Here is a 24,325-nt window from a genome sequence, read left to right on the forward strand (position 1 = left end):
CGCCTCAGGCCGGCTCGCCTCAGGAGCGGGTGATGCGTACCCGGTAGTCCCCGGACTTGTCCTTGCCGGTGATGTTGATGATGATCCCGTGCGCCGCGTCGGTGAAGGTCTGGCCCACCGTGTACGGGGCGTCCGACAGTTCCGCCTGCACATTGGCGCGCAGGGTGCAGCCGCCGCTGTCCGGGGTGCTGTCCCGGACGGAGACCGGGCCCTGGCCGGTGTCGACGTCGCCGTCGACGCGGTAGACGAGCACCCCCGGGCGGCACACCGCGTCGTCGTTGCCCGCCCGGGTCCGGACCTCGACCACATAGGCGGCGGACTCGGACATCGGGATCACCGCGAGTTTGGTGCCGCCGCGCGTCTCCAGCGGGGAGAGCGCCGCCTCGTGGGTGCCGGGCGTCGGCGCGCAGCTGACCTGGCTGTCGTCCAGCCAGCCGAGCTTCCACTTGTGCCACCCCAGCATGTCGTTGTTGGCCCCCCAGTCCTCGGACATGATGTCCCAGTGCCCGACCGAGCCGCCGCCGCTGGAGGTGTAGAGGTCGGGGAGGCCGAAGGTGTGGCCGTTCTCGTGCGGCAGGACGCGGTAGCCGGTGTGGCGGTACGAACCCGATCCGTCGTCCTGGCGGCTGTAGATGAACGACATGTTGGAGAGCTTGACGCCGTCCGCGACGGGCGCCTCGTCGTTGCCGGAGAACGTCACCGAGAGCACGGTGTCCAGCGCGGAGGGGCCCGCGTTCGGCGTGGCCAGCACGTTGATGATGTCGTACTTGCGGAAATCCACCTGCTGGTCGGCGGCCTTCACGATGTCCTGGGCGAGCCGCCGGTAGCCCGGCTGGTACGGGGAGCCCCGCTGTATTCCGTACGAGCTGAACGGCGACGGCATCCGCAGCCAGCGCTTGACGGGGGCCTCGGGGCGGTAGTCGAGCCGCCCGTAGGAGCTGGTGCGGTACCAGTTCGAGGTCTGCGGGAAGAACTCGCCGTACCGCTTCATCGCGGGCTCGGACCCGTGCGCGTCCGGGAAGTCGATCATGAGGGTGAGGGCGTGGACGGAGCCGGTCGAGTGGGCGTAGCCCGGTGCGGTGGGCAGCCCCTCGGACATCTGCACCCCCAGCGCGCCGCCGATCCGGCACGGGCCGAGCGATACGGCGGAGCCGCCGTGGTCGGCGCGTACGGAGAGCCGGCCGGTGGTGGCCGCGGGACCTCCCGGCGGGGTCCGCTGGATCAGGGTGGTGCTGCCCGATGTCAGCGCGGCCAGTGCCAGCGTGGCCAGGGTGACGATGGCCAGCGGGCGGCGGGGGGAACGTATCCGGCAGCGGGGGGTCCGTGAACGGCCGGAGGGGCTGCCGCTCGACCTGGGGCGGGTCTGATGCATGCCTTCGCCTTCGGGCCGCGGCAGCCGACGGTTCCGAGCTGCACTCGTTCGATCACCCTGTGTCGGGTGAGGCGGGTGCGCGCGCTGGGTGGGCCGATCGTGAACATTCCGGGCACTTGGGGCGTGACGCAGGTCACATGTGGCTGGGGAAATAACCGGGGACCGTTTCCCCGTTTGAACCGGTGTTACAGCGAACCGGGGAGACCCTCCCCGGTTACGGGAACCAGAACTGTCCGGGAACGAACCGGAACCAGATCGGGAATGAGAAGGGAAGCGCCGTGGAAACCGCCACCGCCGTCCGGCCGCGCATCAGGGCCGACGCCCTGCGCAACCGGGAGCGGATCGTGTCGGCCGCGCGTGAGATGTTCGTGGAGTACGGGCCGGATGTGCCGCTCGACGAGATCGCCCGCCGGGCCGGCGTCGGCAACGCCACGCTCTACCGCAACTTCCCGGACCGGATCGAACTCTTCCGGCATGTGGTTCTCTCCGTCATGGCCCGCCTCGCGGACCAGGTGGAGGCGGCCATCGCCGAAGAGCCCAGCAGTTTCGCCGCTCTCCGCCGTTTTGTGCACGCGGCCGCCGAGGAGAAGATCGGTGCGCTGTGCCCGATGCTCTCCGATGGCTTCGACCGCGCGGACACGGAGATCATGGCGGCGCGCGACCGGCTCGCGGAGTCCGTGGAGGACCTCATGGGCCGTGCGCGCGAGGAAGGGCAACTGCGCTCCGACGTCGCCGTCGGGGATCTGTTCGTCGCCCTCTCCCAGCTCACCCGGCCACTGCCGGGCGCGGGCTGCCTGGGTCTCGACCGCTTCGTCCACCGGCATCTGCAGCTGTTCCTCGACGGGCTTCAGGCCTCCGCGCGGACGGTACTTCCTGGGTCACCGGCGACTCTTGAAGACCTGCGCCGTCCGTCGTAACGCAGCCGTAATGCCCCAGCTCCACGCTTGAACTCGCCCGGCTCCACGCTTGAACACACCGAAGCCTGCACGCCGTTGCACGCCGTTTGAATGTGAACACGATGCTCGATCTCGACGTTTGATCACGACGCCTGAACAGGACGCCCGATGCACGCCTGACCTCGATGCCTGACGCCCGCGTACGCGCCTGAAGTGCGCGCCCGGAGCGCACACCGCTGACGCACGCCCGCGAGACGCACGCCCGCGGGTTCTCCCGACTTCCGTTCTGACCTCTCCGCACCCTTAGGTGGCTACCGCCATGTCAACATCCATGTCTACATCCATGTCGAAAAACACCGACATATCACCCCCTGATCCGAATCGCTGGAAGGCACTCGTCTTCATCGCCCTGGCGCAGCTGATGGTGGTGCTCGACGCGACGATCGTGAACATCGCGCTGCCGCACGCCCAGGTCGACCTGGGCATCTCGGACGCCAATAAGCAGTGGGTCATCACGGCCTACGCCCTCGCCTTCGGCGGGCTCCTGCTCTTCGGTGGCCGCATCGGCGACCTGTGGGGCCGTAAGCGGGCCTTCGTCATCGGGCTGCTCGGCTTCGCCGCGGCGTCCGCTGTCGGCGGTGCCGCCGCGAACGAGGCGATGCTGCTCACCTCCCGGGCCGCGCAGGGCGTCTTCGGCGCGCTGCTCGCACCGGCCGCGCTGTCGCTGCTTGCCGTGACCTTCACCGATGCCAAGGAGCGCGCCAAGGCGTTCGGCATCTTCGGAGCCATCGCCGGTGGTGGCGGCGCCGTGGGCCTGCTGCTCGGCGGATTCCTCACCGAGTACCTGGACTGGCGCTGGACGTTCTTCGTCAACATCCCGTTCGCTGCCGTCGCCGCGCTCGGTGCGTACTTCGTGATCCGTGAGCCCGCGGGCGGCCGCAACCGTTCGCCGCTGGACATCCCCGGTGTCCTGCTCTCCACGTCGGGTCTGGTCTCGCTGGTGTACGGCTTCACCCGCGCCGCGTCCAACGGCTGGTCCGACCCGGTCACGATCGGCCTGTTCGTCGCCACCGTCGTCCTGCTCGGAGCGTTCGTTGCCGTCGAGTCGAGGGTCAAGGCCCCGCTGCTGCCGCTGCGCGTGGTCGCCGACCGCAACCGCGGTGGCATCTACGCCTCGCTCGGCCTGGCCATCATCGGGATGTTCGGTCTCTTCCTCTTCCTGACGTACTACCTCCAGGTCGTGCAGGGCTACTCCTCGGTCAGGACCGGCTTCGCCTTCCTGCCGATGGTCGCCGCCATGATCACGGGCTCCACGCAGATCGGCGCCCGGCTGATGACCCGGGTGCCCGCCCGGTTCCTGATGGGTCCCGGCTTCGCCGTCGCGGCCGTCGGGATGCTGCTGCTGACCCGTATCGAGGTCGGTTCCTCGTACGCCACGGTGATCCTGCCGGGCGTGGTGCTGCTGGGCCTCGGCATGGGTACGGCGTTCATGCCCGCCATGTCACTCGCCACGCACGGCATAGCACCGCGCGACGCGGGTGTCGCCTCGGCGATGGTCAACACCTCGCAGCAGGTGGGCGGCGCGATCGGTACGGCGCTGCTGAACACGATCGCCGCCTCCGCCACCACCGCGTACCTCGTGGGGCACGCGGCGGCCGGCGGCAACCCGAAGCTGGTCCAGGCCCAGGCGCTGGTGCACGGCTACACGAACGCGATCTGGGTGGCGGTCGGCATCCTCGCGATCGCCTCGGCGATCGCGCTGACGTTCATCAACGCCGGTCGTCCGTCGGTCACTCCGACGGCCTCGGGCTCCGGTTCCGGGGACTCCGACGCGGTCGAGGACGAGGTGCGGATCCCGGTGATCGCGCACTGAGCCAGGTCGCCACGGCACGGAAGGTCTGACCGGGCACGGAGGATCTGACCGGTTGCGGAGGTCTGACCGCGTACAGAAGGTCGGCCGGTTACGGAAAGTCTGACCGGTTACGGAAGTTCTGCCCTGGTTTCGCAGGGACGTCTCAGCAGTGGAGGCGTCAGCGGAGCCAGGGCAGATCCGCGTCCTCATCCTGTGGCTGGAGCCCCTCGGCCATCACGCGCATGATCTCGCCGAGCTGGCCGATCTGTTCGGGCGAGAGCCGGTCGAACAGTGCCTGCCGTACGGCATCGACATGGCCGGGCGCGGTCCGCTCCAGCACCTTCGTGCCGGCGGGCGTCAGGACCGCGTTCTGGCCGCGCTTGTCGGACGGGCAGTCCTCGCGGCGCACCCAGCCGTTCCGCTCGAGCCGCGCTATCGCGTGCGAGAGCCGGGAGCGGGTGATCTTCGCGTCCATCGCCAGCTCGGTCATCCGCATCCGCCGCCGGGGCGCCTGGGAGAGCTTCACGAGCAGCCCGTAGTAGATGTGCGGCATCCCGGCGTCCCGCTGCAACTGGCGGTCGAGGTGATCCTCCAGGAGCGTGGTGGCATGGAGGTACGCGCGCCAGATGCGCTGCTCGTCGTCGTTGAGCCAGCGCGGTTCGTCAGGGGGCGGTGCCGAGGTCATGTGCTCCACTGTACGACTCTTTCTTGAATATTAAACTAGATGCGGCTAAGGTCTGATCCTGAGTAGATGCTTGAGGATTCAAGTAATGGAGTTGTCGCCCATGACCGCCATCGCCCCCGAACGCATGCCCGCCCTCTATCTCTCCCATGGCGCACCCCCGCTCGCCGACGATCCGGTCTGGCCGGGCCAGCTCGCCGACTGGTCCGCCGGTCTGCCACGCCCCAAGGCCATTCTGATGGTCTCCGCGCACTGGGAGGATGCCCCGCTGGCGCTCGGTGCGACCGAGACCGTCCCGCTGGTTCATGACTTCTGGGGTTTTCCTGAGCGGTACTACGGGGTGCGGTACGACGCCCCCGGTGCGCGCCCTTGCTGGCCGAGAGCGTACGGAAGCTGCTGCGCGGCGCGGGTCATCCGGTCCAGGACGTCCCCGACCGGGGCCTCGACCACGGTGCGTACGTCCCGCTGGTCGAGATGTTCCCGGACGCCGGTATACCCGTACTCCAGATCTCCATGCCGACGCTCGACCCGCGGAAGCTGATGGAGATCGGGCGCAGGCTCGCCCCGCTGCGGGACGAAGGCGTGCTGATCGTCGGCAGCGGCTTCTTCACCCACAACCTGGCCGCGCTGCGGCACGAGGGCATCCCCGGCTGGTCCGCCGAGTTCGACGCCTGGGGGCGGGAGGCGCTGGAGGCGCAGGACATCGACGGGCTGCTCGACTTCGAGAACAAGTCCCCGTCCGGGCGGCTCGCCCACCCCCGTACCGAGCACTTCGCGCCGCTGTTCGTGACGCTCGGGGCGGCGGGGGACGGGCTGGAGAGCCGGCGAGACGTGATCGACGGCTTCTGGATGGGGCTGGCGAAGCGCTCGGTGCAGTTCGGGTAGGGGCGGGCCGGGTCTTGCCCGCCGGGCTGCTGTCCGTTCCTGCTGGGCTGCCGCCGGGCTTCTGCCGGAGTGCTTCCTGCTGGGCTGCTTCCTGCCGGATTGCCGCTCGGTGGGCTGCTTCCTCCTGGGCTACTCCTCGCCGAGCTTCTTCTCGTACCAGGCGACGTCGTGGTAGACGCCGAACTTCCGTCCCACCTCGCGGTACGTGCCCACCGGCGTGAAGCCGAAGCGTGCGTGCAGTGCGGCGGATGCCTCGTTGGGCATGGTGATACCGGCGTACGCCCGGTGGACGTCCTCGTCGCTCAGCGCCTCGAACAGCGCCTTGTAGAGCATCGTGCCGATCCCGCGCCCCGCCACGCCGGGGGCGCAGTACACGGTCACCTCGACGGACGTGGCGTACGCGGCCTTCGGCCGGAACGCGCTGCTGGTTGCGTACCCCAGAATCCGGGCAGACGGTACCTCCTGCGCAACCAGTAGCCGGTGTGGGCCGTCTTCAGGGTGGGAGAGCAGCCACGGACGGCGTTCCTCGGGGGTGAAGACATTCGTGTCGAATGTGATCGCAGTCTCACGGACGTAGTGGTTGTAGAGGTCGGTGAGGTCCTGGAGATCCGCCTCCTCGCCGGGCCTGACCTGCATTTCCGTACGCTGCGAAGGCATCCGCTCTCCCTTGGTGGCCGGACAGGGTACTGCATGATCACTAAAAACAGAGCGGGTCATGGGAATTCTGTCCGGATTCCAGTCGTTGTTTCCATCAGACGCAGGACACCGGCGAGGGTGTTCTGCGCCACACCAAGTCACTGAACGCCAGGTGGCTGAACACCAAGTCACTGACCAAGCCACCGATTCGCGACCTCATCACGTTACTCACGTTAGGGAGCACGCATGGCAACCCGTGCCGTCGCCCGTCGATCCGACAGGGCAAGCAGCGTTCGCGCCGTAGGCGGGGAGATCGCCGACCGCGACCTGGTCGGCATGTACCTCGACGAAATAGCACGTACGCCACTGCTCGACGCCGAAAAGGAGGTCGAGCTGTCCCAGACCATCGAGGCCGGGGTGTACGCCCAGCGGATCCTCGACGGTTCCGTGGACAGTAAGGCGGGTGGGGCCTCGCGTGACGAGCTGGAGGCGCTGATTGCCGCCGGGGAGCGCGCCAAGGACGTCTTCATCCGGTCCAACCTGCGCCTGGTCGTCGCTGTGGCCCGCCGCTATCCGCGAGCGGGTCTGCCGCTGCTCGACCTGATCCAGGAGGGCAACGCGGGTCTGGTGCGCGCGGTCGAGAAGTTCGACTACGCCAAGGGCTTCAAGTTCTCCACGTATGCGACCTGGTGGATCCGGCAGGCCATCACCCGGTCGATAGCCGATCAGTCGCGCACCATCCGGCTCCCTGTCCACCTGGTGGAGGAGCTGGGCCGGATCCGCCGTGTCCAGCGCGAATTCAACCGCGAGCACGGCCGTGACCCGGAGCACGAGGAGATCGCCGCCGAGCTGGACACCAAGCCGGCGCGTGTGAGCGATGTGCTGGACTGGGCCCGTGACCCGGTCAGCCTGAACATGCCGGTGGACGACCAGGGCGAGACCCAGTTCGGCGACCTCCTGGAGGACACGTCGGCGGTGTCGCCCGAGCAGTCCGTGATGACGCTGCTGCGCAGTGAGGAGCTCGACGAACTGATCGGCAGGCTCGATCACCGCACGGCTTCGATCATCAAGATGCGCTTCGGCATCGACGACGGCCGGGAGCGGACGCTGACCGAGGTCGGCAAGGAACACGGGCTGACGCGTGAGCGGATCCGCCAGATCGAGAAGCACGCGCTGCTCGAACTGAAGAAGATGGCCGACGACGTGGGCTTCGACGCGGCGGCGTGAGCTGCCCGCACGGTCATCCGGTTACTCGGTCCTCAACCGCTCGGTCACCAGTCACTCGATACCTGGCTGCTCGGTCACCAGTCACTCGATACCCGGTTGCTCGGTGGTCCCGTCGGCCCGTCACTACGCGGCCCTCTTCGGCCCTGTACCGACCGGCCCCCGTACCGACCCCGCTTGCCGGGACTCCGACGGCCAGACCCCCGACCGCCAGAGCCCCGACCGCCGGACGGTGCCTGCTGAGGCGCCGTCCGGCGATTGTTTGACAGGGGTCTCGGCTGGGTCCCGGCTCAGGCCGGCGGCCGTTCGTTCAGACGCCGCTGAGGGCTGGTTCCCGGGGCGTCTCGCCCGCGTCGGGGTCCCCTTCGACGCCCATGTCGATGTCCGTGTCGGCGCCCATGTCGATATCCCTGTCGATGGCCGCGTCCGCCTCGCTGCCCGCGGGCGCCCGCTTCGGCAGGGCGAACATCAGCAGGAAGATCACGCCGAGCACCCCGGCCACCCACCACAGCGAGTCCATGAACGCGTGGACGAAGGCGGGCCCGGTCGCGCTCGGTGCCAGCCGGTCGCTGATCGACCCGAAGAACACCACGGACACCAGGCCGAGCCCCAGCGCATTGCCCATCTGCTGCACGGTGTTGATCAGCCCGGAGGCCGACCCGGCGTGCTCCTTCGGGACGTCCGCGAGTACCTCGTCCGTCAGAGGCGCGACGATCAGCCCCATGCCGATCCCCATGACCACCAGCGGCAGCGCCATCTGCCAGGACGCGATCGCCGTCCCGTACCGGTCCGCCTCCCAGATGTAGAGCAGCAGCCCGGCCGCCATCAGCAGCGCGCCCGTCTGGAGCACCTTGCGGCCGAAGCGCGGCACCAGCTTCTGTACGGAGATACCGGCGGCCGCCGAGACCGCGACCGAGAACGGGATCCCCGTGGTCCCGGCCCGCAGCGCGCTCCAGCCGAGGCCGATCTGCATGTACAGCGTCCAGACCAGGAAGAAGATGCCCAGCGCCACACCGAACGTGGCCTGCACGGCGATACCGGCCGCGAAGCTCTTCACCTTGAACAGCTCCAGCTCGACCAGCGGCGAACCGTCCTTCCGCGCCTTCAGCCGCTCGTACGCGACGAGCCCTCCGAACACCACGACGCTGCCCGCCATCGAGACGTAACCCCAGACCGGCCAGCCCAGCTCACGGCCGCGCGTCAGCGGGTAGAGCAGCATCAGCAGACCCACCACGACGAGCAGCACACCGACGATGTCCAGCCGGAGGGCCTTGGGAGCCTTGGACTCGGTGATGAACCTGCGTCCGAGCAACAGCCCGACCAGCCCGACCGGCAGGTTGATCAGGAAGATCGGGCGCCACTCCAGACCGGCGATGTTCCACTCGGTGAGCAGCGCGCCGAGCAGCGGGCCGGAGACCGCGCCAAGACCGACGATCGCGCCGAACAGCCCGAAGACCTTGCCGCGCTCCTGCGCCGGGAAGGTGGCGTGCACGATCGAGAGAACCTGCGGCACCATCAGCGCGGCCATCGCGCCCTGCAGGATGCGTGAGGCGACCAGCATCTCGGGGTTGGCCGCGAAGCCGCACAGCGCGGATGCCAGCGTGAAGCCGCCTATCCCGATGAGGAAGAGCTTCTTGCGGCCGTGGATGTCGCCGAGCCGGCCGCCCGTGATCAGCCCGGCGGCGAAGGCGAGTGCGTAACCGGCGGTGATCCACTGGATCTGGCCGAACGAGGCGCCGGTGTCCTTCTGGATGGACGGGATCGCGATGTTCACGATCGTGACGTCGACGAGGTCCATGAAGGCCGCGGTCATCACGATGGCGAGAGCCAGCCATCTGCGGCGGTCCGCCCTGGTCGCGGCTTGTGCGGTCTGTGCGGTCTGTGCATCCAGCGTGGTGGGCTGGGGTGTTGAGATCATGCGGGGAAGTTAACTTGCATATAGGTCAACCTATGTCCCACTTCCCGGGCATCCTGACTGTCATGACGGACACTCCGGTACGGCTGCTGCACCTTCTCTCGCTGCTCCAGACTCCGCGCGAATGGCCCGGTGGTGAACTCGCCGAGCGCCTCGACGTCAGCAGGCGCACGGTCCGGCGCGACATCGACCGGCTGCGCGACCTCGGCTATCCCGTCCAGGCCACGATGGGGGCCGAGGGCGGCTACCGGCTGGTGGCGGGCAAGGCGATGCCCCCGCTGGTCCTCGACGACGAAGAGGCGGTGGCCATCGCGGTCGGGCTGCGCGCCGGGGCCGGGCACGCGGTCGAGGGCATCGAGGAGGCCTCCGTACGGGCCCTGGCCAAGCTGGAACAGGTGCTGCCGTCCAGGCTGCGCCACCGGGTCGCCACACTCCAGGCCGCCACGATCCCGCTGACCAGCGGCGACGGTGCGACGGTCGCCCCGGACACGCTGACGGTGATCGCGGGCGCGGCCACCGGTCCCGAGCGGCTGCGCTTCGGCTACCGCGCCGGGAACGGTACGGAGACGAAGCGGCTGGTCGAGCCGTACCGGCTGGTCTCCACCGGGCGCCGCTGGTATCTCGTGGCGTACGACATCGACCGCGAGGACTGGCGTACGTTCCGGGTCGACCGGGTGAGCCGGCCGTTCGCGACCGGGGCGCGGTTCGTCCCGCGTGAGCTGCCCGTGGGTGATGCGGCGGAGTTCGTCAGCCGGTCGCTTTCGCGACGCCAGCCCTCGGTGGATCTCGACGTCACCTTCGAGGCCCCGGCGGAGTTCGTGGCGGCCCGGCTGCCGAACGGGATGGGCACGCCCGAGGTGCTGGGCGAACGCCGCTGCCGGCTCAGGGCGCCGGTGGCGGACTCGCTGGAGTGGCTGGGGCTGCGACTCGCGGTGGTGGACGCGGAGTTCACCGTGCACCACCCGCCCGAGCTGGTGGAGTACCTGGCGGAACTGGGGGCCCGACTGGGCCGCGCGGCGGGAGCAGGGGGCCGGCCGACCGCCCGATGACGGGCCAGCGGGCGCCGAGGGGCTGGGTCCTGCGGCGCGTGAAGCCCTACGGTGCTGGGCCTCGCGGGGCACGAAGGGCTACGGGGGAGGGCCACGGGGTGGGGCTACGGGACGGGGCTACGGGGTGGGGCTCAGCGCACGCGGGCGCGGAGCTCCATCGCCGTGCGGGCCTCGCTCTGTGACGTGTACACCTCGCACATATGGCGTCCGTCGGGCGTCGCGGTGTGCTCGACCTCCCAGAGGCTGATCTCCTGGCCGTCGAGCAGCAGGAAGGCGTGCTCGTAGAGGGTGAAGGCCGCGGGGCCGACGCTCTCGAAGCGGCACTGGCTGCCGAGGGCCTGGCTGATCTGATGGGCGAACGCGGAACGCAGCAGCCGGGCGGTGTCCTCACCGGGGCAGTCCGGATTCTCCGCACGGCGCAGCACCCGGCGGGCGTGGTCGGCCGACCGGTCGGCCGCATACGTCCTGGCCACTGCGGGCGGCGGCGCCGACTGGAGCGCCGTCAGGATCCCGAGGTCGTCCTCCGGGTCGTCGTCGGGGAACATCGCGGCGGCATCCGCCCCGCGGATCCGGGTCACGGCGAGTCTGGCCTCCGCCTCGCCCGGATACAGCTCGTACTGCGGGCCCGCACCCGTACCCGTCTCGTACACCAGCTCCCACAGCGCCAGATCGGTGCCGTCGGCGAGGAGGAACGTGTGCCGGTACGTCTCGCGGTGCAGCCCGGCGCCCGAGCTGTGGTGCGAGGAGTGCAGCGCTGTGCTGTGCGCCAGCGCGAAGCCGAGCCGCTCGACGGTGGCGTCGGGCAGCTCGAAAGCGTTCAGGGCGCGGCCGAGGAGTCGCGCGAGGTGCTCCTCGGTCGTCTCATGCGAATGGCTCAAGGTCTCTCCAGGCCGTCGCGGCAAGTCATGAGGTTGGGACTCAACGTAGTCCCTGGGTCTGACAACGTGGCCTTCGTTCGGCAAAACGAAGGGGGCGTGCGGAAAATTCCCGGGCGCCCCACCAACTCACGTGTCGGGTAAGTCAGTAGATGCCGTGTCAGTTCGCACCGGTTCCTGCTCCCGTCCCGTACAGATCGCGGTGGGCCGGGAACCACCCGCCGGGTCCCTCCACCGACTCCGCCGCCCGGACGGCGCGCACCACGGCCCGGCTCAGTGCGTCGGCACCCGCGGCCAGTACTTCGTTGAGGACGCTCAGGTCGGGGCGGTGCCCCGTGCCGGTGGCAAGTGCGAAGACGGTATCGCCGTCATGCAGGAGATGGACGGGCCGCACCGCACGCGCGAGGCCGTCGTGCGCGGTTCCGGCCAGCTTCTGCGCCTGGGCGCGGGTGAGTTCGGCGTCGGTGGCCACGACGGCGATGGTGGTGTTCAGCGGGGGGCGCGCATTGCGCCCGCGCGCCAGAGTCAGCTGCCGCTGCGCCTTCTCATGGACAGCGGCGGCGGGGTATTCGGGCCGGCCCTGGCCGTACTCGCCGTAGAGCACCCCCGTCAGCGGATCGATCGGTGAGCCCGCCGCGTTCACCACGGCGAGGGCCCCCACGGTGACGCCGGACGGGAGCGTGATGCTCGCCGAGCCGACGCCGCCCTTGAGCCCGCCGGCCACCGCGCCCGTACCGGCGCCGACGCTGCCCTGTTGGACCGGTGTGCCCGGCGCCGTTTCCGCCGCGGCTTCCACGGCCGCGCGCCCGGTCGATGCGTCCGGCCTGGCCCGCCAGTCGCCGCCGCGGCCCAGATCGAAGACGCACGCGGCGGGGACGACCGGTACGACCTGGGAGGGGTCGGGCCCGACCTGGAAGCCGCGGCCCTGTTCCTCCAGCCAGGCCATCACGCCGGAAGCGGAGTCCAGCCCGTACGCGCTGCCGCCCGTCAGGACGATGGCGTCGACGCGCTGCACCAGGTTGCGTGGATCGAGGGCGTCCGTCTCCCGGGTGCCAGGGCCGCCGCCGCGTACGTCCACGGCGGCGACCGCACCGCCGGGCGGAGCCAGGACGACAGTGGTGCCACTCAGCGCACGTTCGCCGGGAACCTGCGCGTGTCCGACCCGGAGTCCGTCCACGTCGGTGAGCGAGTCCGAGCCTGAGCTGTCCGAGCCTGAGCTGCCCGAGCCCGAGCCCGAGCCCGAGCCGGCACCGGTGTCGGTGGGTGAGTGTGCGGGTGTGGTCTGCGAGCCGGCTGTGCGGGCCGTGTCCTCGGGGCGCTCTGACGGGGTGTCTGCTGCGGTCATGCCCCCATGGGACCACTGCTGCCTGTGATGTGGCGCCCTTGCCCTCCTCTTGCCCTCCTGGTCCTGATCCTGGACCTGGCCCGGCCCCCTGTCCGTGTCCCGTTGTGTTCTCTCCGCCCCACGATGGCCGGTTCGGCATCTGAATGAAGCTCACCCATCTGCGGCGCAGAAAACGCATAAAACGGATATTGCCGACTACGGTGACGCAGTGACCGAGCCGCCTTCCACCCCCGCCGCTCCGCCGCACCCCAACCCCGTACGCCCGGTCCCCGTACGCCCCGTCTCCGTACACACGGTCTCCGTACGCGCGACGACCGCGGGCACCGTGGTCTCGCTCCTGCTCATCGTGGCCATCGTGCTGGGCAGCCGCTTCCTGCACGACTTCGACTCGGCCCTGCTGCCGTACGCCGTCGCCAGCGTCTTCCTCGCCTTCGGCGTCGCCTACCGGTACACCGTCTGGGTCTCCGCACCCGGCGCCCGCAGACTCTTCAACAAGGGCTGGAGCAGCTTCTTCTCGCGCGCCAACGTCCGCAGGGCGCCCACGGCCCTGCCGAAGATGATCGTCACCTACCTCGGCTTCCAGAAGTTCCTCGGCGCCCGGTCGCACGCCCGCTGGGCCGCCCACCAGTTGATCTTCTGGGGCTGCATCCTCGCTGCGCTGATCACCTTCCCACTTACCTGGGGCTGGTTCACCTTCACATCGGGCAGCGGCTCGGGGCCCGGGTACGAGATGCGGATCTGGGGCTTCAAGATCCTCGGGTTCGACTCGCTGAACATCCTGGGCTGGCTGATGTTCCACGGCCTCGATGTCGCGGCCGTTCTGGTCATCCCCGGGGCCTCGTACTTCCTGTGGCGACGGATGAAGGACCGGGGCGCGATGACGGGACAGCGCTTTGCCTACGACCTGGTACCGCTGCTCGCACTGATCGTCATCTCTGTGACAGGCCTCCTCCTCACCTTCTCGTCGGTCTTCCTGCACGGCGGGGGCTATGAGTTCCTCGCCGTTCTGCACATGGTCTCGGTGATCTTCACTCTCATCTACATCCCGTTCGGCAAGTTCTTCCACATCGTGCAGCGGCCCGCCGCCGTCGGGATGCAGCTGTTCAAGTACACCGCCCGCCAGGACGACCAGGTCTTCACCTGCCGCCGCTGCCACGAGCCGATCGACACCGGCCCGTATGTCGACAACCTCCGTGCCACCATGCGCGACCTGGATCTGAGCTTCGACGCCTGGGCCGAGTACTGCCCCCGCTGCAAGCGGGTACTGCGCGGCAACGCCTACCTCAGCCAAGTGAAGAAGGGCTTCAAGTGAGCACCCCGCACGCCCCGGCTGAACCGCACGGCCCCGCTGTCCCGCTCGACCCGGCCATCGCGCCGCCCGGCACCCGCAACTTCCGTGACGCGGGCGGCATCCCCGCCGACCAGTGGCGCGCCGACCAGGGCGGCGAGACGCTCGTCCCGACCCACTGCTGCTTCTGCGGGGTGCAGTGCGGCATGTACCTCCGGGTCGACAAGGGAGGCAAGGTCTTCGGAGTCGAGCCCCGCAACCACGACATCAACCGGATGCGGCTCTGCCCCAAGGGCATCAACGCCTATCAGCAGGTCAACCACCCGGACAGGCTCACCGCTCCGCTGATGCGGCGCTCCCGCGACGAGCCCTTCAGGGAGGCCTCCTGGGAGGAGGCGCTCGACTTCACCGTCTCCGAGATCCGCCGCATCCAGGGGCAGTACGGCAACGACGCCTTCGGGCTGCTCGGCGGGGCCAGCCTCTTCTCCGAGAAGACCTATCTGGTCGGCAAGTTCGCCCGGGTCGCGCTCAAGACCCGCCATGTCGACTACAACGGCAGACTCTGCATGGTCAGCGCGGCCGGTGCCAACAAACTCGCCTTCGGCATCGACCGGGCGGGCAACCCCTTCTCCGACATCCTCCTCACCGACTGCCTGCTCATCGCCGGATCGAACGTCGGGGAGTGCTTCCCCGTGATGACGCAGTACCTGTGGGGCGCCAGGGACCGAGGTGCCTCCCTCATCGTCATCGACCCGCGCGAGACGGCCATCGCCCGCACCGCCGACATCCATGTCGCGCTCAAGCCGGGCACCGACTCGGCCTTCTTCAACGCCGTGCTGAACGTGGTGATCCGCGAGGGACTCGACGACAAGGCCTTCGTCGAGGCACACGCCACCGGCTGGGAAGAGGTCCGCGCCAAGGTCGCCGAGTACACCCCGGAACGCGCCGCCGAAATCTGCGGAATCCCCGCCGGACAAGTCGTCCAGGTCGCCCGCACCTTCGCCGGTGCCGAGAGGGCGATGGCCTGGCACGCCCGGGGCATCGAGCACCACTCCCAGGGCGTCGAGAACTGCCTCTCCGTCATCAACCTCTGCGCCGCCACCGGCCACATCGGCCGCCCCGGTGCCGGCTACGGCACCATCACCGGCCAGGGCAACGGGCAGGGCGGCCGCGAACACGGTCAGAAGTCCGACCTCCTCCCCGGTGGCCGCTCGATCACGAACCCGGAGCACCGCAGGCAGATCTGCGAGATCTGGGGCATCGAGGAGCCCGAACTCCCGCCCGCGGGAACCTCGATGATGGAAATGGTCTGGCAGATGCAGCGCCAGGAGATCCGCGGGCTCATCGGCATCTGCAACAACCCCTTCGTCTCCCTCCCCAACTACCGGGTCGTCAAGGAGGGTTATGACGCGACCGAGTTCCACGCGCAGTTCGACTTCTTCCTCTCCGAGACCGCGGCCAACGCGCATGTGGTCTTCCCCGTCACCACCTGGGCCGAGGACGACGGCGTGATGGCCAATGCCGAGGCCCGGGTCGTCAAGCACAACAAGGCGCAGGACCCGCCTCCCGGTGTACGGACCGACACCTGGGTGATCTCGCAGCTCGCCCAGCGCCTCGGCGTGGGCGGCAAGTTCACCTACGCGGGCTCCCGCGAGGTCTTCGAGGAGCTGCGCATCGCATCGGCCGGCACGGTCAACGACTACTACGGCATCACCTACGAACGTCTCGAAGAGACCGGCGGTATCGCCTGGCCCTGCCCCTCCACCGATCACCCCGGCACCCCCCGGCTGTTCGAGGACGGCACGACGTACCACCCCGACGGCAAGATCCATCTGCAAGTCGTCGAATGGCACCCGCCGATGGACCCGTACGACGACGAGCACCCCATGTCGCTCACCACGGGCCGCACGGTCGCCCACTTCCTCTCCGGCAACCAGACCCGCAGGCTCGGCGCACTGGTCGAGCAGACACCGCGCCCCTGGGTGGAGGTGCACCCGTCCCACGGCTTCGCCTCCGGCGATCCGGTGCGGGTCGTCACCCGGCGCGGCAGCGAGGTCTTTCCCGCGCTGGTCACCGAGGCCATCCGGCCCGACACCGTCTTCATCCCGTACCACTGGCCCGTTCCCACTGCCGCCAATGCCCTCACCATCGATGCTCTCGACCCCCGTTCCAAGATTCCCGAGTACAAGGTCTGCGCCTGCCGTATCGAGGCTGCCGAGCGGGTCGACGAGGTCCCCGCACCGCCTGTCGCGCCCGGTGGCACGGCCTATCCGGAGACGCAGATCTCCCGCACCGACCCCCTGCCGCCCTCGGCCCCGCAGGGGCGTGGCACGGCGGAGAGGAGCTGAGTCCCGCCATGATGGGCAGAACGATCTTTATCGATCCCGGGCGCTGCATCGGCTGCCAGGCCTGTGTCTCCGCGTGCCGTGAGTGCGATTCGCACCGGGGCAAGTCGATGATCCACCTCGACTACACCGATCCCGGCCAGTCCGTCGCCTCCCTTCCCACGGTCTGTATGCACTGCGAGGACCCGGTCGCTCCCTGCGCCGAGGTCTGTCCGGCCGACGCGATCCTGGTGACCGCCGACGGTGTGGTGCAGCAGGCCGACACCACCCGCTGCATCGGCTGTTCCAACTGCGTCAATGCCTGCCCCTTCGGCGTACCGAAGATCGACCTTCAGGCGAAGCTCCAGCTGAAGTGCAACCTCTGCTACGACCGCACCGCGTACGGTCTCGCCCCCATGTGCGCCACGGTCTGCCCGACCGGGGCGCTGTTCTACGGAACGCTGGAGGAGCTCCAGGCGGAGCGCCCCGGTGTCCAGGTGGCCGACTCCTTCGCGTTCGGCGATGTCGTGGTCAAGACCGGTGTCGCGATGGTGGTCCCCGCCGAGAAGGTCCAGTGGCCGGTGCCGGGCGGGCTTCCTGTTGTCGAGGTCAATGGAGTCGATGTGAGAGAGACACCGGGTGTCGGTGGCTCCGGTGGTGCCCGTGGGGTCATGGGGTCCAGTCCTGTTTGTGGGGTTGTCGGTTCCAGTGGTTCTGATGGTGTCGGTGGTTCGGGCGGGTCCGACGGTGCCGGTGGCGCGGGGAGCGGGGACGGCGGGCGATGAGCGTCACCCAGCAGCCGCCCGGTCAGCAGCCGCCGGGCCAGTCATCGTCGGGCGGTGACTCGATGGACAACGGCGGGGCCCGTGAGGCGCTGCACGACCGGATCAGCGCGGACTCGCTCACCACGCGCCGCGACTATCTGCGGATCGTCACCACTGTCTCCGGGGGCCTCGCCGTCGGTGGCCTCGGTGCCGCCGGGGGAGTGCTGAAGCGGCACGGCGACAGCGGGACCGCTCCCACCCCCAAGAAGGTCACCGACCAGTTGCAGCCAGGAGAGTCCGTCGCCTTCCGCTTTCCCGGCGACGAGGACCGCGCCGTGGCCGTACGTCTCGCGGACGGCACCCTCGCCGGGTACTCCGCCGTCTGCACCCACCTCGCCTGCGCCGTTCTGTGGCGCAAGGACCGCGGTGCCGAGGGCGAGCTCTACTGCCCCTGCCACGAGGGCATCTTCGACGCCCGGACCGGCGAGGTCACCGCCGGTCCGCCTCCTCGGGGACTGCCCCGGGTGCTGCTCGTGGAGAGAGACGACGGCAGTGTATGGGCTCTTGCCACGGCCCGCTCCGGCGAGGACATCAAGCACGCGGTGTGCCGGCAGTTCAAGGACTCGGAGCCGGAGTCGACCGCGCGGATCGGCTGTCCCGGTGCGACGGGTGCCACACGTGAGCGTGGGGAGCAGACATGAGCGACCAGGCACCGCAGCCCGAACCACCGCAGTCCAAACCAGCGCAGTCCGACCCACGACAGCCCGGCTCACCGCAGCCCGACTCACCACAGCCCGAGCCGCCCCGCCCCGAGTACCGGCCGGGCAGTGCTCAGCCCCGCCTCAACCGGCCGCTCGCCGAACGCTATCCGCAGATCCGCGCCACCAGCGGGTACGGCGACCCGCGGATCCGGCACACCGGCCCCGGCCCCGGCGCGGGGAGCGAACAGGAGCCTGAACGCTCCTCCAAGCTGACCGCCCGGCTCGTCCTGGCGATGACGGTCGTGATCGGCCAGCTCTGGGCGCTCACGATCACCGTCAACGAGTGGATGGAGGGAAACACGGGCACCGCCTGGTGGGGCGCCGGTTTCCTCTGTCTGTCGTTTCTGGTGGTGCTCGGGCTCTGGCGCCTCGACCCGAAGGACCGGTGAAGGGCAAGGCGGGCGACGGGCCACACGTGGCGTAGGCCCTGGTGGGGGCAGGCGGAGCCGCACGACGGCCGGGCGCCGTACCCTTGCGCTATGACCACTGCCCCCGCTTCCGGCCCCGGCCCCCGTGACGACGAGGACCGCGACCCTGCGGCCCCCTCCGGCGCGACGCCGCCGGAGTCCGGGCCGAAGCCCACGTCCAAGCCGGTGTCCAAGCCCACGCCCAAGCCGGTGTCCAAGCTGGTCTTCGACGATCCGCTCGACCAGCAGTCCCCGGACGACACGGACCACGGCTGGGGCGACCAGCCGTCCGCCGGGAGCAGTGCCTCGGATCTGGCCCGCTTCCTCGACGAGAAGCCGCCGCACCACATCTGATTCAGCACAGGGTCACCGCCAGTTCCGACGTGGCTCCGGCGCCTGCCAGCGCGGTCGCCGTCGAGCGGGGCACAGCGAGGACGACGAGCGCTCCGGCGTCGGGGGAAGCGTCGCCCGGGGCGCTCGCATCCGGCACGTCCTTCACCCGGACCCCCGTCGCGACCACCCGCGCCGCCCGGGCCCTTCCCGGCGGACCCGACCCCGCCGAAGCGCCGTCGGGTGAGGCATCACCGGCCGAGGCATCACCGATCGCGATGACATCCACGTGGTCGCCCGGGGCCAGCAGCCGTACGGTCGCCGCGTCGGCAATCCGTACCGGCGCGTACACCGGCGTGGACACCGGAGCTGCGCGGTCCGAGGCCGCAGCGGCGCCCGGCGCACGGGCCCGGACGTCCGCTGCCTCGTCTGCCGTCCCGTCCGCCGCCCCGTGCTGCTCGGCGCCGGCCCGGACGCCGGCCGGGGGCTCCGCGCCCCCGGCGTCGCGTGGCGCCCAGGCAGCCAGGGCGGCAGCCGCGAGAACCAGCCCCGCCACCACCGTCCGGCGCCATCGCCCCAGAGCCCGCCGGATACGGTGCCGTCCCGGGCGCACCCGCAGCGGGGCGAACGTCGGCACTCCGCGCGGCTCGGGCGCGGACACGACCGGTACGGGCATGGGGATCAAGGCAACCACCGCCTGGTGAAGAGGAGTCTGGGGCGAACTCCTCCCACGATCCGGCGTTCCGCGACATCCTGCTGAGAGCTGTGGATTACCCGCGAGTTGTGGACAACCCACTCACCCGCGGTCCCCCACAAGCCAACCCGCCCCACCCCTCAGGACCCGCCCCACCCCTCAGGACCCGCCCCGCCCCTCAGGACCCGCCCACCCCTCAGGACCCGCCCGCCCCTCAGCTCCGAACCTCGCCGCCCCTCGGGCCAGCTGGGTTCAGTACCCACCCCTCAGGGCAGCTTGATCCCCGGGTCGACGCCGTCCAGCGCACGCGCACAGTGACACTCCTCCGACTGCTCCGCAGGCAACCCGGCCACCGCGTCGAAGAGCACCGTGCGCAGCCGGTCCACATTGGCGGCGAAGACCGTCAGCACCTCGTCGTGGGAGACGCCATCTCCTGCCTCGGCCCCCGCGTCCAGGTCCGTGACCAGCGTCATCGACGTGTAGCAGAGCCCCAGTTCGCGGGCGAGGGCCGCCTCGGGGTGCCCGGTCATGCCCACGACGGACCAGCCCATCGCCGCATGCCAGCGCGACTCGGCCCTGGTCGAGAACCGCGGCCCCTCGATGACGACCAGAGTCCCGCCGTCCACCGGCTCCCACTCCTGCCCGCGCGCCGCCGCGAGGGCGGCCTTGCGGCCGACACGGCAGTACGGGTCGGCCAGCGACACGTGCACCACGTTCGGAATGCTGCCGTCCGGCAGGGCCTGACCGTCGTAGTACGTCTGCGGGCGCGCCTTCGTACGGTCCACCATCTGGTCCGGTACGAGCAGCGTCCCCGGCCCGTACTCCGGCCGCAGCCCGCCCACCGCACACGGGCCGAGCACCTGCCGTACGCCCACGGACCGCAACGCCCAGAGGTTCGCCCGGTAGTTGATGAGGTGCGGGGGCAGATGGTGGCCGCGCCCGTGCCGGGGGAGGAACGCCACCCGGCGCCCGGCGATCTCACCGAGGAACAGGGAGTCGCTCGGCTTCCCGTACGGGGTGTCCACCGCGACCTCGGTCACGTCCTCCAGGAAGGAGTAGAAGCCGGAGCCGCCGATGACCCCGATGTCCGCTGTGGGGGCCGCGGTGTCTCCCGCGGTTGCCTGGTCTGCCGAGTTCGCCACATTCACCATGCCGGTCACACTATCCGGGGGACCGGACGTGCCCCGGACACACCGGAATCCCCACCGTCGGACGACGGCAGGGTTTCCGGGAAAACCGGTATCAGGCGGCCGAGCTGCCGCTGGAGGAGCTGCTCGACGACGAAGCCGACGATGCCGAGCCGGCCGACTTCGAGGCACCCGCCTTCGCGTCGGAGCCCGAAGAGCCGGACGAACTCGAAGAGCCCGAGGACGAGTCCGACGAGGACGACGACGAACCGGTGGGCTTGGAAGACGCCGCCGTGCTGCTCGACGAGGAGCCGCGGCTGTCGTTCCGGTAGAAACCCGAGCCCTTGAAGACGATGCCGACCGCCGAGAACACCTTTTTCAGGCGTCCATCACAGCTTGGGCATACGGTCAGGGCGTCATCGGTGAACTTCTGCACCGCCTCGAGGCCCTCGCTGCATTCGGTGCACTGATACTGATAGGTCGGCACTTGCTCCTCCTGGCACTCTCACTCAGTGAGTGCTAACGACGTTCTATAGTGACGTATTCCGCTGGATCAGTCCACTGAGACCGGCACTCGGTGACCCATCCCACGCCCTGTGCCGCGCTTGATGCCGCGCCGTATGCCGCGGCCGGCGTCCCGCGCGGTGTCGTATTCCGCGCCTTCCGGACCACCTTCCCGGCCTTCCGGACCACCTTCCCGCCCTTCCGGACGGCCGTCCCTGTCGACGGTGCTCACTGCTCCGACGGCCGATTCCACGCCCTGCTCCGAGCCCTGCTCCGAGCCCGGTTCCGAGTCGTGTCCCGCGCCCTGCTTCGCCCCCGGTCCCGCGTCGCGCGGCGTCAGCCGCGACCGCAGGGCCAGCAGGGTGAGCAGCGCCAGTACGGTGCCGCCCATCGGCACCAGGAACCCGGCGCTGGAGCTGAACGCGTCGGTCAGCTCGCCCGCCACCGAGACGGCCGCGGCCTGTCCCAGTGCCACCGAACCGGTCAGCCAGGTGAAGGCCTCGGTGCGCGCCGAATTCGGCACCAGCGTGTCCACCAGGGTGTATCCGCTGATCAGCGCGGGTGCGATGCAGAGTCCGACCAGCAGTCCGAGTCCCGCGATGAGCGGCACCGTGTGCATCGCCCAGAGCCCGGAAGCGGTGACGGCCAGCGCGGTGTACGCCACCAGCAGCCGGGACTTCGGCCCGATCTTCCAGGCGACGGCCCCGCAGACGATGCCCGCGAGCATGTTGCCCGCGGCGAAGACCCCGTACAGCACACCGTTCACACCGGGCCGGCCGATCTCCTCGGCGAACGCGGTCAGCGAGACCTGCATACCGCCGAACACCGCGCCGATCCCGAGGAACGCCACGGCGAGCACCCGTACGCCCGGCACCGACAGCGCGGAGACGTGCCGCTCGGAAGTCCGGCCGTTGGCACGTACCCGGACGGCGGGCTGGGTCCGGCGCTGCGCCGCGAAGACGAGGCCGCCGATCAGGGTCAGCGCGGCTTCGGTGATCAGCCCGGCCGCCGGGTGGATACCGGTGCACAGCGCGGTCGTCAGCACCGGGCCGATGACGAAGGTGAACTCGTCCGTCACGGATTCGAAGGCGGCCGCCGTCGACATGAGGGGCGAGCCCTCCAGCTTCGCGGCCCAGCGGGCCCGGACCATCGGGCCGACCTGCGGTACCGAAGCACCGGTCGGCACAGCGGCGATGAACAGCGCCCACAGCGGGGCGCCCGCCAGCGCGAGCACCGTCAGGGTCACCACCGAAGCGGCGTGCACGAGGACACCGGGGAAGAGCACCGCGCGCTGGCCGAGCCGGTCGGCGAGCTTGCCGCTCTGCGGCGCGAACAGCGCCATGGAGACACCCGTCACAGCGGCGACGATGCCGGCGTTGCCGTACGACCCCGTCGTGTGCTGCACCAGCAGCACGATGCCGATGGTCAGCATCGCGAAGGGCTGCCGCGCGGCGAAACCGGGCAGCAGGAACGTCCATGCGCCAGGTGTGCGCAACAACTGCCCGTACCCCGGACGGGTCTCGGAGACCGTGGACACCACGGCCTGGCCTTTCTGCCGCCTGGTAGCGCTCCCCTTGTCGTACGGGCATACGGAGGCATGCGTACGGGAGCTGCCGAGAGCTGTCCTCTTGCGCGGAACTGCGGTAGGCCGGGCCGTTTCGTCGTGCGGAACACCTGCGCGGATACCGCGCACGCACCGCGACGGGGGTGCCTCGACCGCCATACGGTCGCGCCAGCTCTGCATCAGGCAGAGTTGGTCGATCAGGTCAATCAAGTCAATCGGGTCGAGCCGGCAAGCCAGCCGGGTCAAGCCGATCGGTTCATGGTACCGCTACTCGCGAGCCATCCCGCCAGCTTTCCGCCCTGGCCGATCGCCCGCAGCCGTGCCTCGGCCGCGTCGCGCACCGGATCGGTCGCCACCACGAGCAGTTCGTCCCCGCGCCGCAGCACCGTCGAGGGCAGCGGTACGAAGCTCGTGCCGTCCCGGACGACCAGGGTGACGGCGGCGCCCTTGGGCAGCCGCAGCTCGCCGACCTCGACGCCGTGCATCCGGGACTTCGCCGGGATCGCCACGGACAGCAGATGCCCGCGCAGCCGCTCAAGGGGCGCCGACTCGATGCCCAGGTCCGCCGCGGCGTCGGCGCCCTCGCCGAGACTGAGCTTCCTGGCCAGCCAGGGGAGCGTCGGCCCCTGCACCAGTGTGTAGACGACGACGAGCACGAAGACGATGTTGAAGACCCGGGAGCTGCCGTCGATACCGGACACCATCGGGATGGTCGCCAGGATGACGGGGACGGCTCCGCGCAGCCCGGCCCACGACATCAGGGTCTGCTCCTGCCAGGGCACCCGGAACGGCGCCAGGCTCAGCAGTACGGAGACCGGCCGCGCCACCATCGTCAGGACCAGGCCCACGATCACCGCGGGCCAGAAGTCGCTGCCCAGCTCGTGCGGGCTCACCAGCAGGCCGAGCAGGACGAACATGCCGATCTGGGCGATCCAGCCGAGCCCCTCGGCGAACCCGCGGGTGGCCGGCCAGTGCGGCAGCTTGGCGTTGCCGAGCAGCATCGCGGCGAGGTAGACGGCGAGGAATCCACTGCCGTGCGCGATGGCACCGGCCGCGTACGCCGTGATCGCGATGGCCATCACGGCGATCGGGTAGAGGCCGGAGGCGGGCAGCGCGACATGGCGCAGCCCCCACGACCCGAGCCAGCCGACGGCGAGGCCGATCGAGGCACCGATCGCCAGCTCCAGGGCGATCTCGCCGATCAGTACGTACCAGTGCTCGACAGGTCCGGCCGTCGAGAACGCGATGACCAGGATCACCACTGGGGCGTCGTTGAAGCCGGACTCGGCCTCCAGTACACCCGTGATCCGGGCCGGCAGGGGCACCTTGCGCAGGACGGAGAAGACCGCGGCGGCGTCGGTGGACGACACCACGGCGCCGATGATCAGGGCCTGGCGCCAGTCGAGACCGACCAGGTAGTGCGCGCCGGCGGCGGTGATCCCCACGCTCACCGCGACGCCGGCCGTCGACAGCACGACGGCCATCGGCAGGACCGGCTTGATCTCTTTCCACTTGGTGCCGAGCCCGCCCTCGGCCAGGATCACGACCAGCGCGGCGTAGCCGATCACCTGGGTCATCTCGACGTTGTCGAACTTGACGTTGAAGATGCCGTCCTGGCCTATCGCCATCCCGATGCCGAGATACAGCAGCAGGCTGGGGAGGCCGCTGCGCGACGAGATGCGTACGGCGGCCACGGCGATCAGCAGGACGAGTGAGCAGATCAGCAGGAGATCGTTGAGATGGTGGACAGTCAGTGGCCCGTTCCTTCCCTCGTACGCCTGCAGTTACTTCGTTACCCTACCTAATCCTTGACGGTTCCTTGACGCTTCGC

At 69.8% G+C, this 24,325-nt stretch carries 19 protein-coding genes and 3 pseudogenes; 11 read left to right on the plus strand and 11 right to left on the minus strand.

Translation table 11 applies throughout. The features are described 5' to 3' along the window. Window positions 1-19 precede the first annotated feature (19 nt). Window positions 20-1,372, minus strand: a complete 1,353-nt coding sequence (locus OG210_RS18490; protein WP_328327579.1) for a M6 family metalloprotease domain-containing protein — start codon at window positions 1,370-1,372, stop codon at window positions 20-22. Window positions 1,373-1,650: 278 nt separating this feature from the next. Here OG210_RS18490 and OG210_RS18495 point away from each other — a divergent pair, with 278 nt between their 5' ends. After that, window positions 1,651-2,289 (plus strand): TetR/AcrR family transcriptional regulator, encoded by a 639-nt coding sequence (locus OG210_RS18495; RefSeq protein ID WP_371537739.1) that lies wholly within the window; start codon window positions 1,651-1,653, stop codon window positions 2,287-2,289. A 322-nt stretch (window positions 2,290-2,611) separates the two neighbouring features. Beyond that, window positions 2,612-4,141 (plus strand): MFS transporter, encoded by a 1,530-nt coding sequence (locus tag OG210_RS18500; protein ID WP_328327574.1) that lies wholly within the window; start codon window positions 2,612-2,614, stop codon window positions 4,139-4,141. Between the two features lie 157 nt (window positions 4,142-4,298). On the opposite strand, the gene OG210_RS18505 is transcribed toward OG210_RS18500, so the two are convergent. After that, on the minus strand, window positions 4,299-4,805 hold the full coding sequence (locus OG210_RS18505) for a MarR family winged helix-turn-helix transcriptional regulator (RefSeq protein WP_371537742.1): 507 nt from the start codon (window positions 4,803-4,805) through the stop codon (window positions 4,299-4,301). Between the two features lie 100 nt (window positions 4,806-4,905). Between OG210_RS18505 and OG210_RS18510 the strand changes: the two are divergent. After that, window positions 4,906-5,687 (plus strand): annotated as a pseudogene (locus OG210_RS18510) (dioxygenase). Between the two features lie 129 nt (window positions 5,688-5,816). Here the strand turns inward: OG210_RS18510 and OG210_RS18515 are convergent. Then, window positions 5,817-6,344 (minus strand): N-acetyltransferase family protein, encoded by a 528-nt coding sequence (locus tag OG210_RS18515; protein ID WP_328327568.1) that lies wholly within the window; start codon window positions 6,342-6,344, stop codon window positions 5,817-5,819. A 225-nt stretch (window positions 6,345-6,569) separates the two neighbouring features. On the opposite strand from OG210_RS18515, the gene OG210_RS18520 reads away from it, so the two are divergent. Then, window positions 6,570-7,550 carry a sigma-70 family RNA polymerase sigma factor gene (locus tag OG210_RS18520; protein WP_328327566.1) on the plus strand — a complete coding sequence of 327 codons (981 nt, stop codon included), beginning with the start codon at window positions 6,570-6,572 and terminating at the stop codon, window positions 7,548-7,550. Window positions 7,551-7,857: 307 nt separating this feature from the next. Here OG210_RS18520 and OG210_RS18525 read toward each other — a convergent pair whose 3' ends face one another. Beyond that, entirely contained in the window at window positions 7,858-9,465 is a 1,608-nt protein-coding gene (locus OG210_RS18525; RefSeq protein ID WP_371537745.1) for an MFS transporter, read from the minus strand. A 62-nt stretch (window positions 9,466-9,527) separates the two neighbouring features. Between OG210_RS18525 and OG210_RS18530 the strand changes: the two genes are divergently transcribed. Beyond that, window positions 9,528-10,511 carry a helix-turn-helix transcriptional regulator gene (locus tag OG210_RS18530; protein WP_371537748.1) on the plus strand — a complete coding sequence of 328 codons (984 nt, stop codon included), beginning with the start codon at window positions 9,528-9,530 and terminating at the stop codon, window positions 10,509-10,511. Between the two features lie 131 nt (window positions 10,512-10,642). On the opposite strand, the gene OG210_RS18535 is transcribed toward OG210_RS18530, so the two are convergent. Both OG210_RS18535 and OG210_RS18540 read right to left on the minus strand, forming a co-directional pair. Beyond that, window positions 10,643-11,389 (minus strand): DUF6227 family protein, encoded by a 747-nt coding sequence (locus OG210_RS18535; protein WP_328327562.1) that lies wholly within the window; start codon window positions 11,387-11,389, stop codon window positions 10,643-10,645. A gap of 157 nt (window positions 11,390-11,546) precedes the next feature. Further along, the gene (locus tag OG210_RS18540) at window positions 11,547-12,731 is read right to left on the minus strand and encodes a P1 family peptidase (RefSeq protein WP_328327560.1); all 1,185 of its coding nucleotides are present in this window, start codon (window positions 12,729-12,731) and stop codon (window positions 11,547-11,549) included. Between the two features lie 208 nt (window positions 12,732-12,939). On the opposite strand from OG210_RS18540, the gene OG210_RS18545 reads away from it, so the two are divergent. The 6 genes and pseudogenes from OG210_RS18545 (at window position 12,940) to OG210_RS18570 (ending at window position 18,629) form a co-directional block, all read left to right on the plus strand. Next, window positions 12,940-14,043: an MFS transporter gene (locus OG210_RS18545; protein ID WP_371537751.1), complete on the plus strand. Its 1,104-nt coding sequence runs from the start codon at window positions 12,940-12,942 to the stop codon at window positions 14,041-14,043. Then, window positions 14,040-16,367 carry a molybdopterin oxidoreductase family protein gene (locus tag OG210_RS18550; RefSeq protein ID WP_328327558.1) on the plus strand — a complete coding sequence of 776 codons (2,328 nt, stop codon included), beginning with the start codon at window positions 14,040-14,042 and terminating at the stop codon, window positions 16,365-16,367. Before OG210_RS18545 ends, OG210_RS18550 begins: the two co-directional genes overlap by 4 nt. Window positions 16,368-16,375: 8 nt before the next feature. After that, window positions 16,376-16,972: pseudogene (locus OG210_RS18555) on the plus strand (4Fe-4S dicluster domain-containing protein); the annotation flags it as partial. A 152-nt stretch (window positions 16,973-17,124) separates the two neighbouring features. Beyond that, on the plus strand, window positions 17,125-17,808 hold the full coding sequence (locus OG210_RS18560) for a Rieske (2Fe-2S) protein (RefSeq protein WP_328327556.1): 684 nt from the start codon (window positions 17,125-17,127) through the stop codon (window positions 17,806-17,808). Continuing rightward, window positions 17,805-18,257, plus strand: a complete 453-nt coding sequence (locus OG210_RS18565; protein WP_328327554.1) for a DUF6755 family protein — start codon at window positions 17,805-17,807, stop codon at window positions 18,255-18,257. Before OG210_RS18560 ends, OG210_RS18565 begins: the two co-directional genes overlap by 4 nt. Before the next feature lie 90 nt (window positions 18,258-18,347). Next, a complete protein-coding gene (locus tag OG210_RS18570) occupies window positions 18,348-18,629 on the plus strand; it encodes a hypothetical protein (protein WP_328327551.1) in 282 nt (93 codons plus the stop codon). Window position 18,630: 1 nt separating this feature from the next. On the opposite strand, the gene OG210_RS18575 is transcribed toward OG210_RS18570, so the two are convergent. The 5 genes and pseudogenes from OG210_RS18575 to OG210_RS18595 form a co-directional block, all read right to left on the minus strand. Beyond that, entirely contained in the window at window positions 18,631-19,281 is a 651-nt protein-coding gene (locus OG210_RS18575) for an RcpC/CpaB family pilus assembly protein (protein WP_328327549.1), read from the minus strand. Between the two features lie 284 nt (window positions 19,282-19,565). After that, window positions 19,566-20,450, minus strand: a complete 885-nt coding sequence (locus tag OG210_RS18580; RefSeq protein ID WP_328327547.1) for an S-methyl-5'-thioadenosine phosphorylase — start codon at window positions 20,448-20,450, stop codon at window positions 19,566-19,568. A gap of 91 nt (window positions 20,451-20,541) precedes the next feature. Next, on the minus strand, window positions 20,542-20,913 hold the full coding sequence (locus OG210_RS18585) for an FmdB family zinc ribbon protein (RefSeq protein WP_328327545.1): 372 nt from the start codon (window positions 20,911-20,913) through the stop codon (window positions 20,542-20,544). A 309-nt stretch (window positions 20,914-21,222) separates the two neighbouring features. Beyond that, window positions 21,223-22,470, minus strand: a pseudogene (locus OG210_RS18590) (MFS transporter); the annotation flags it as partial. Window positions 22,471-22,736: 266 nt separating this feature from the next. Continuing rightward, the gene (locus OG210_RS18595) at window positions 22,737-24,278 is read right to left on the minus strand and encodes a potassium/proton antiporter (protein WP_328335462.1); all 1,542 of its coding nucleotides are present in this window, start codon (window positions 24,276-24,278) and stop codon (window positions 22,737-22,739) included. Window positions 24,279-24,325 lie beyond the last annotated feature (47 nt).

Origin of the sequence: Streptomyces sp. NBC_00466 (assembly GCF_041433995.1) — a bacterium.
In the GTDB taxonomy this organism is placed as follows: Bacteria; Actinomycetota; Actinomycetes; order Streptomycetales; family Streptomycetaceae; genus Streptomyces.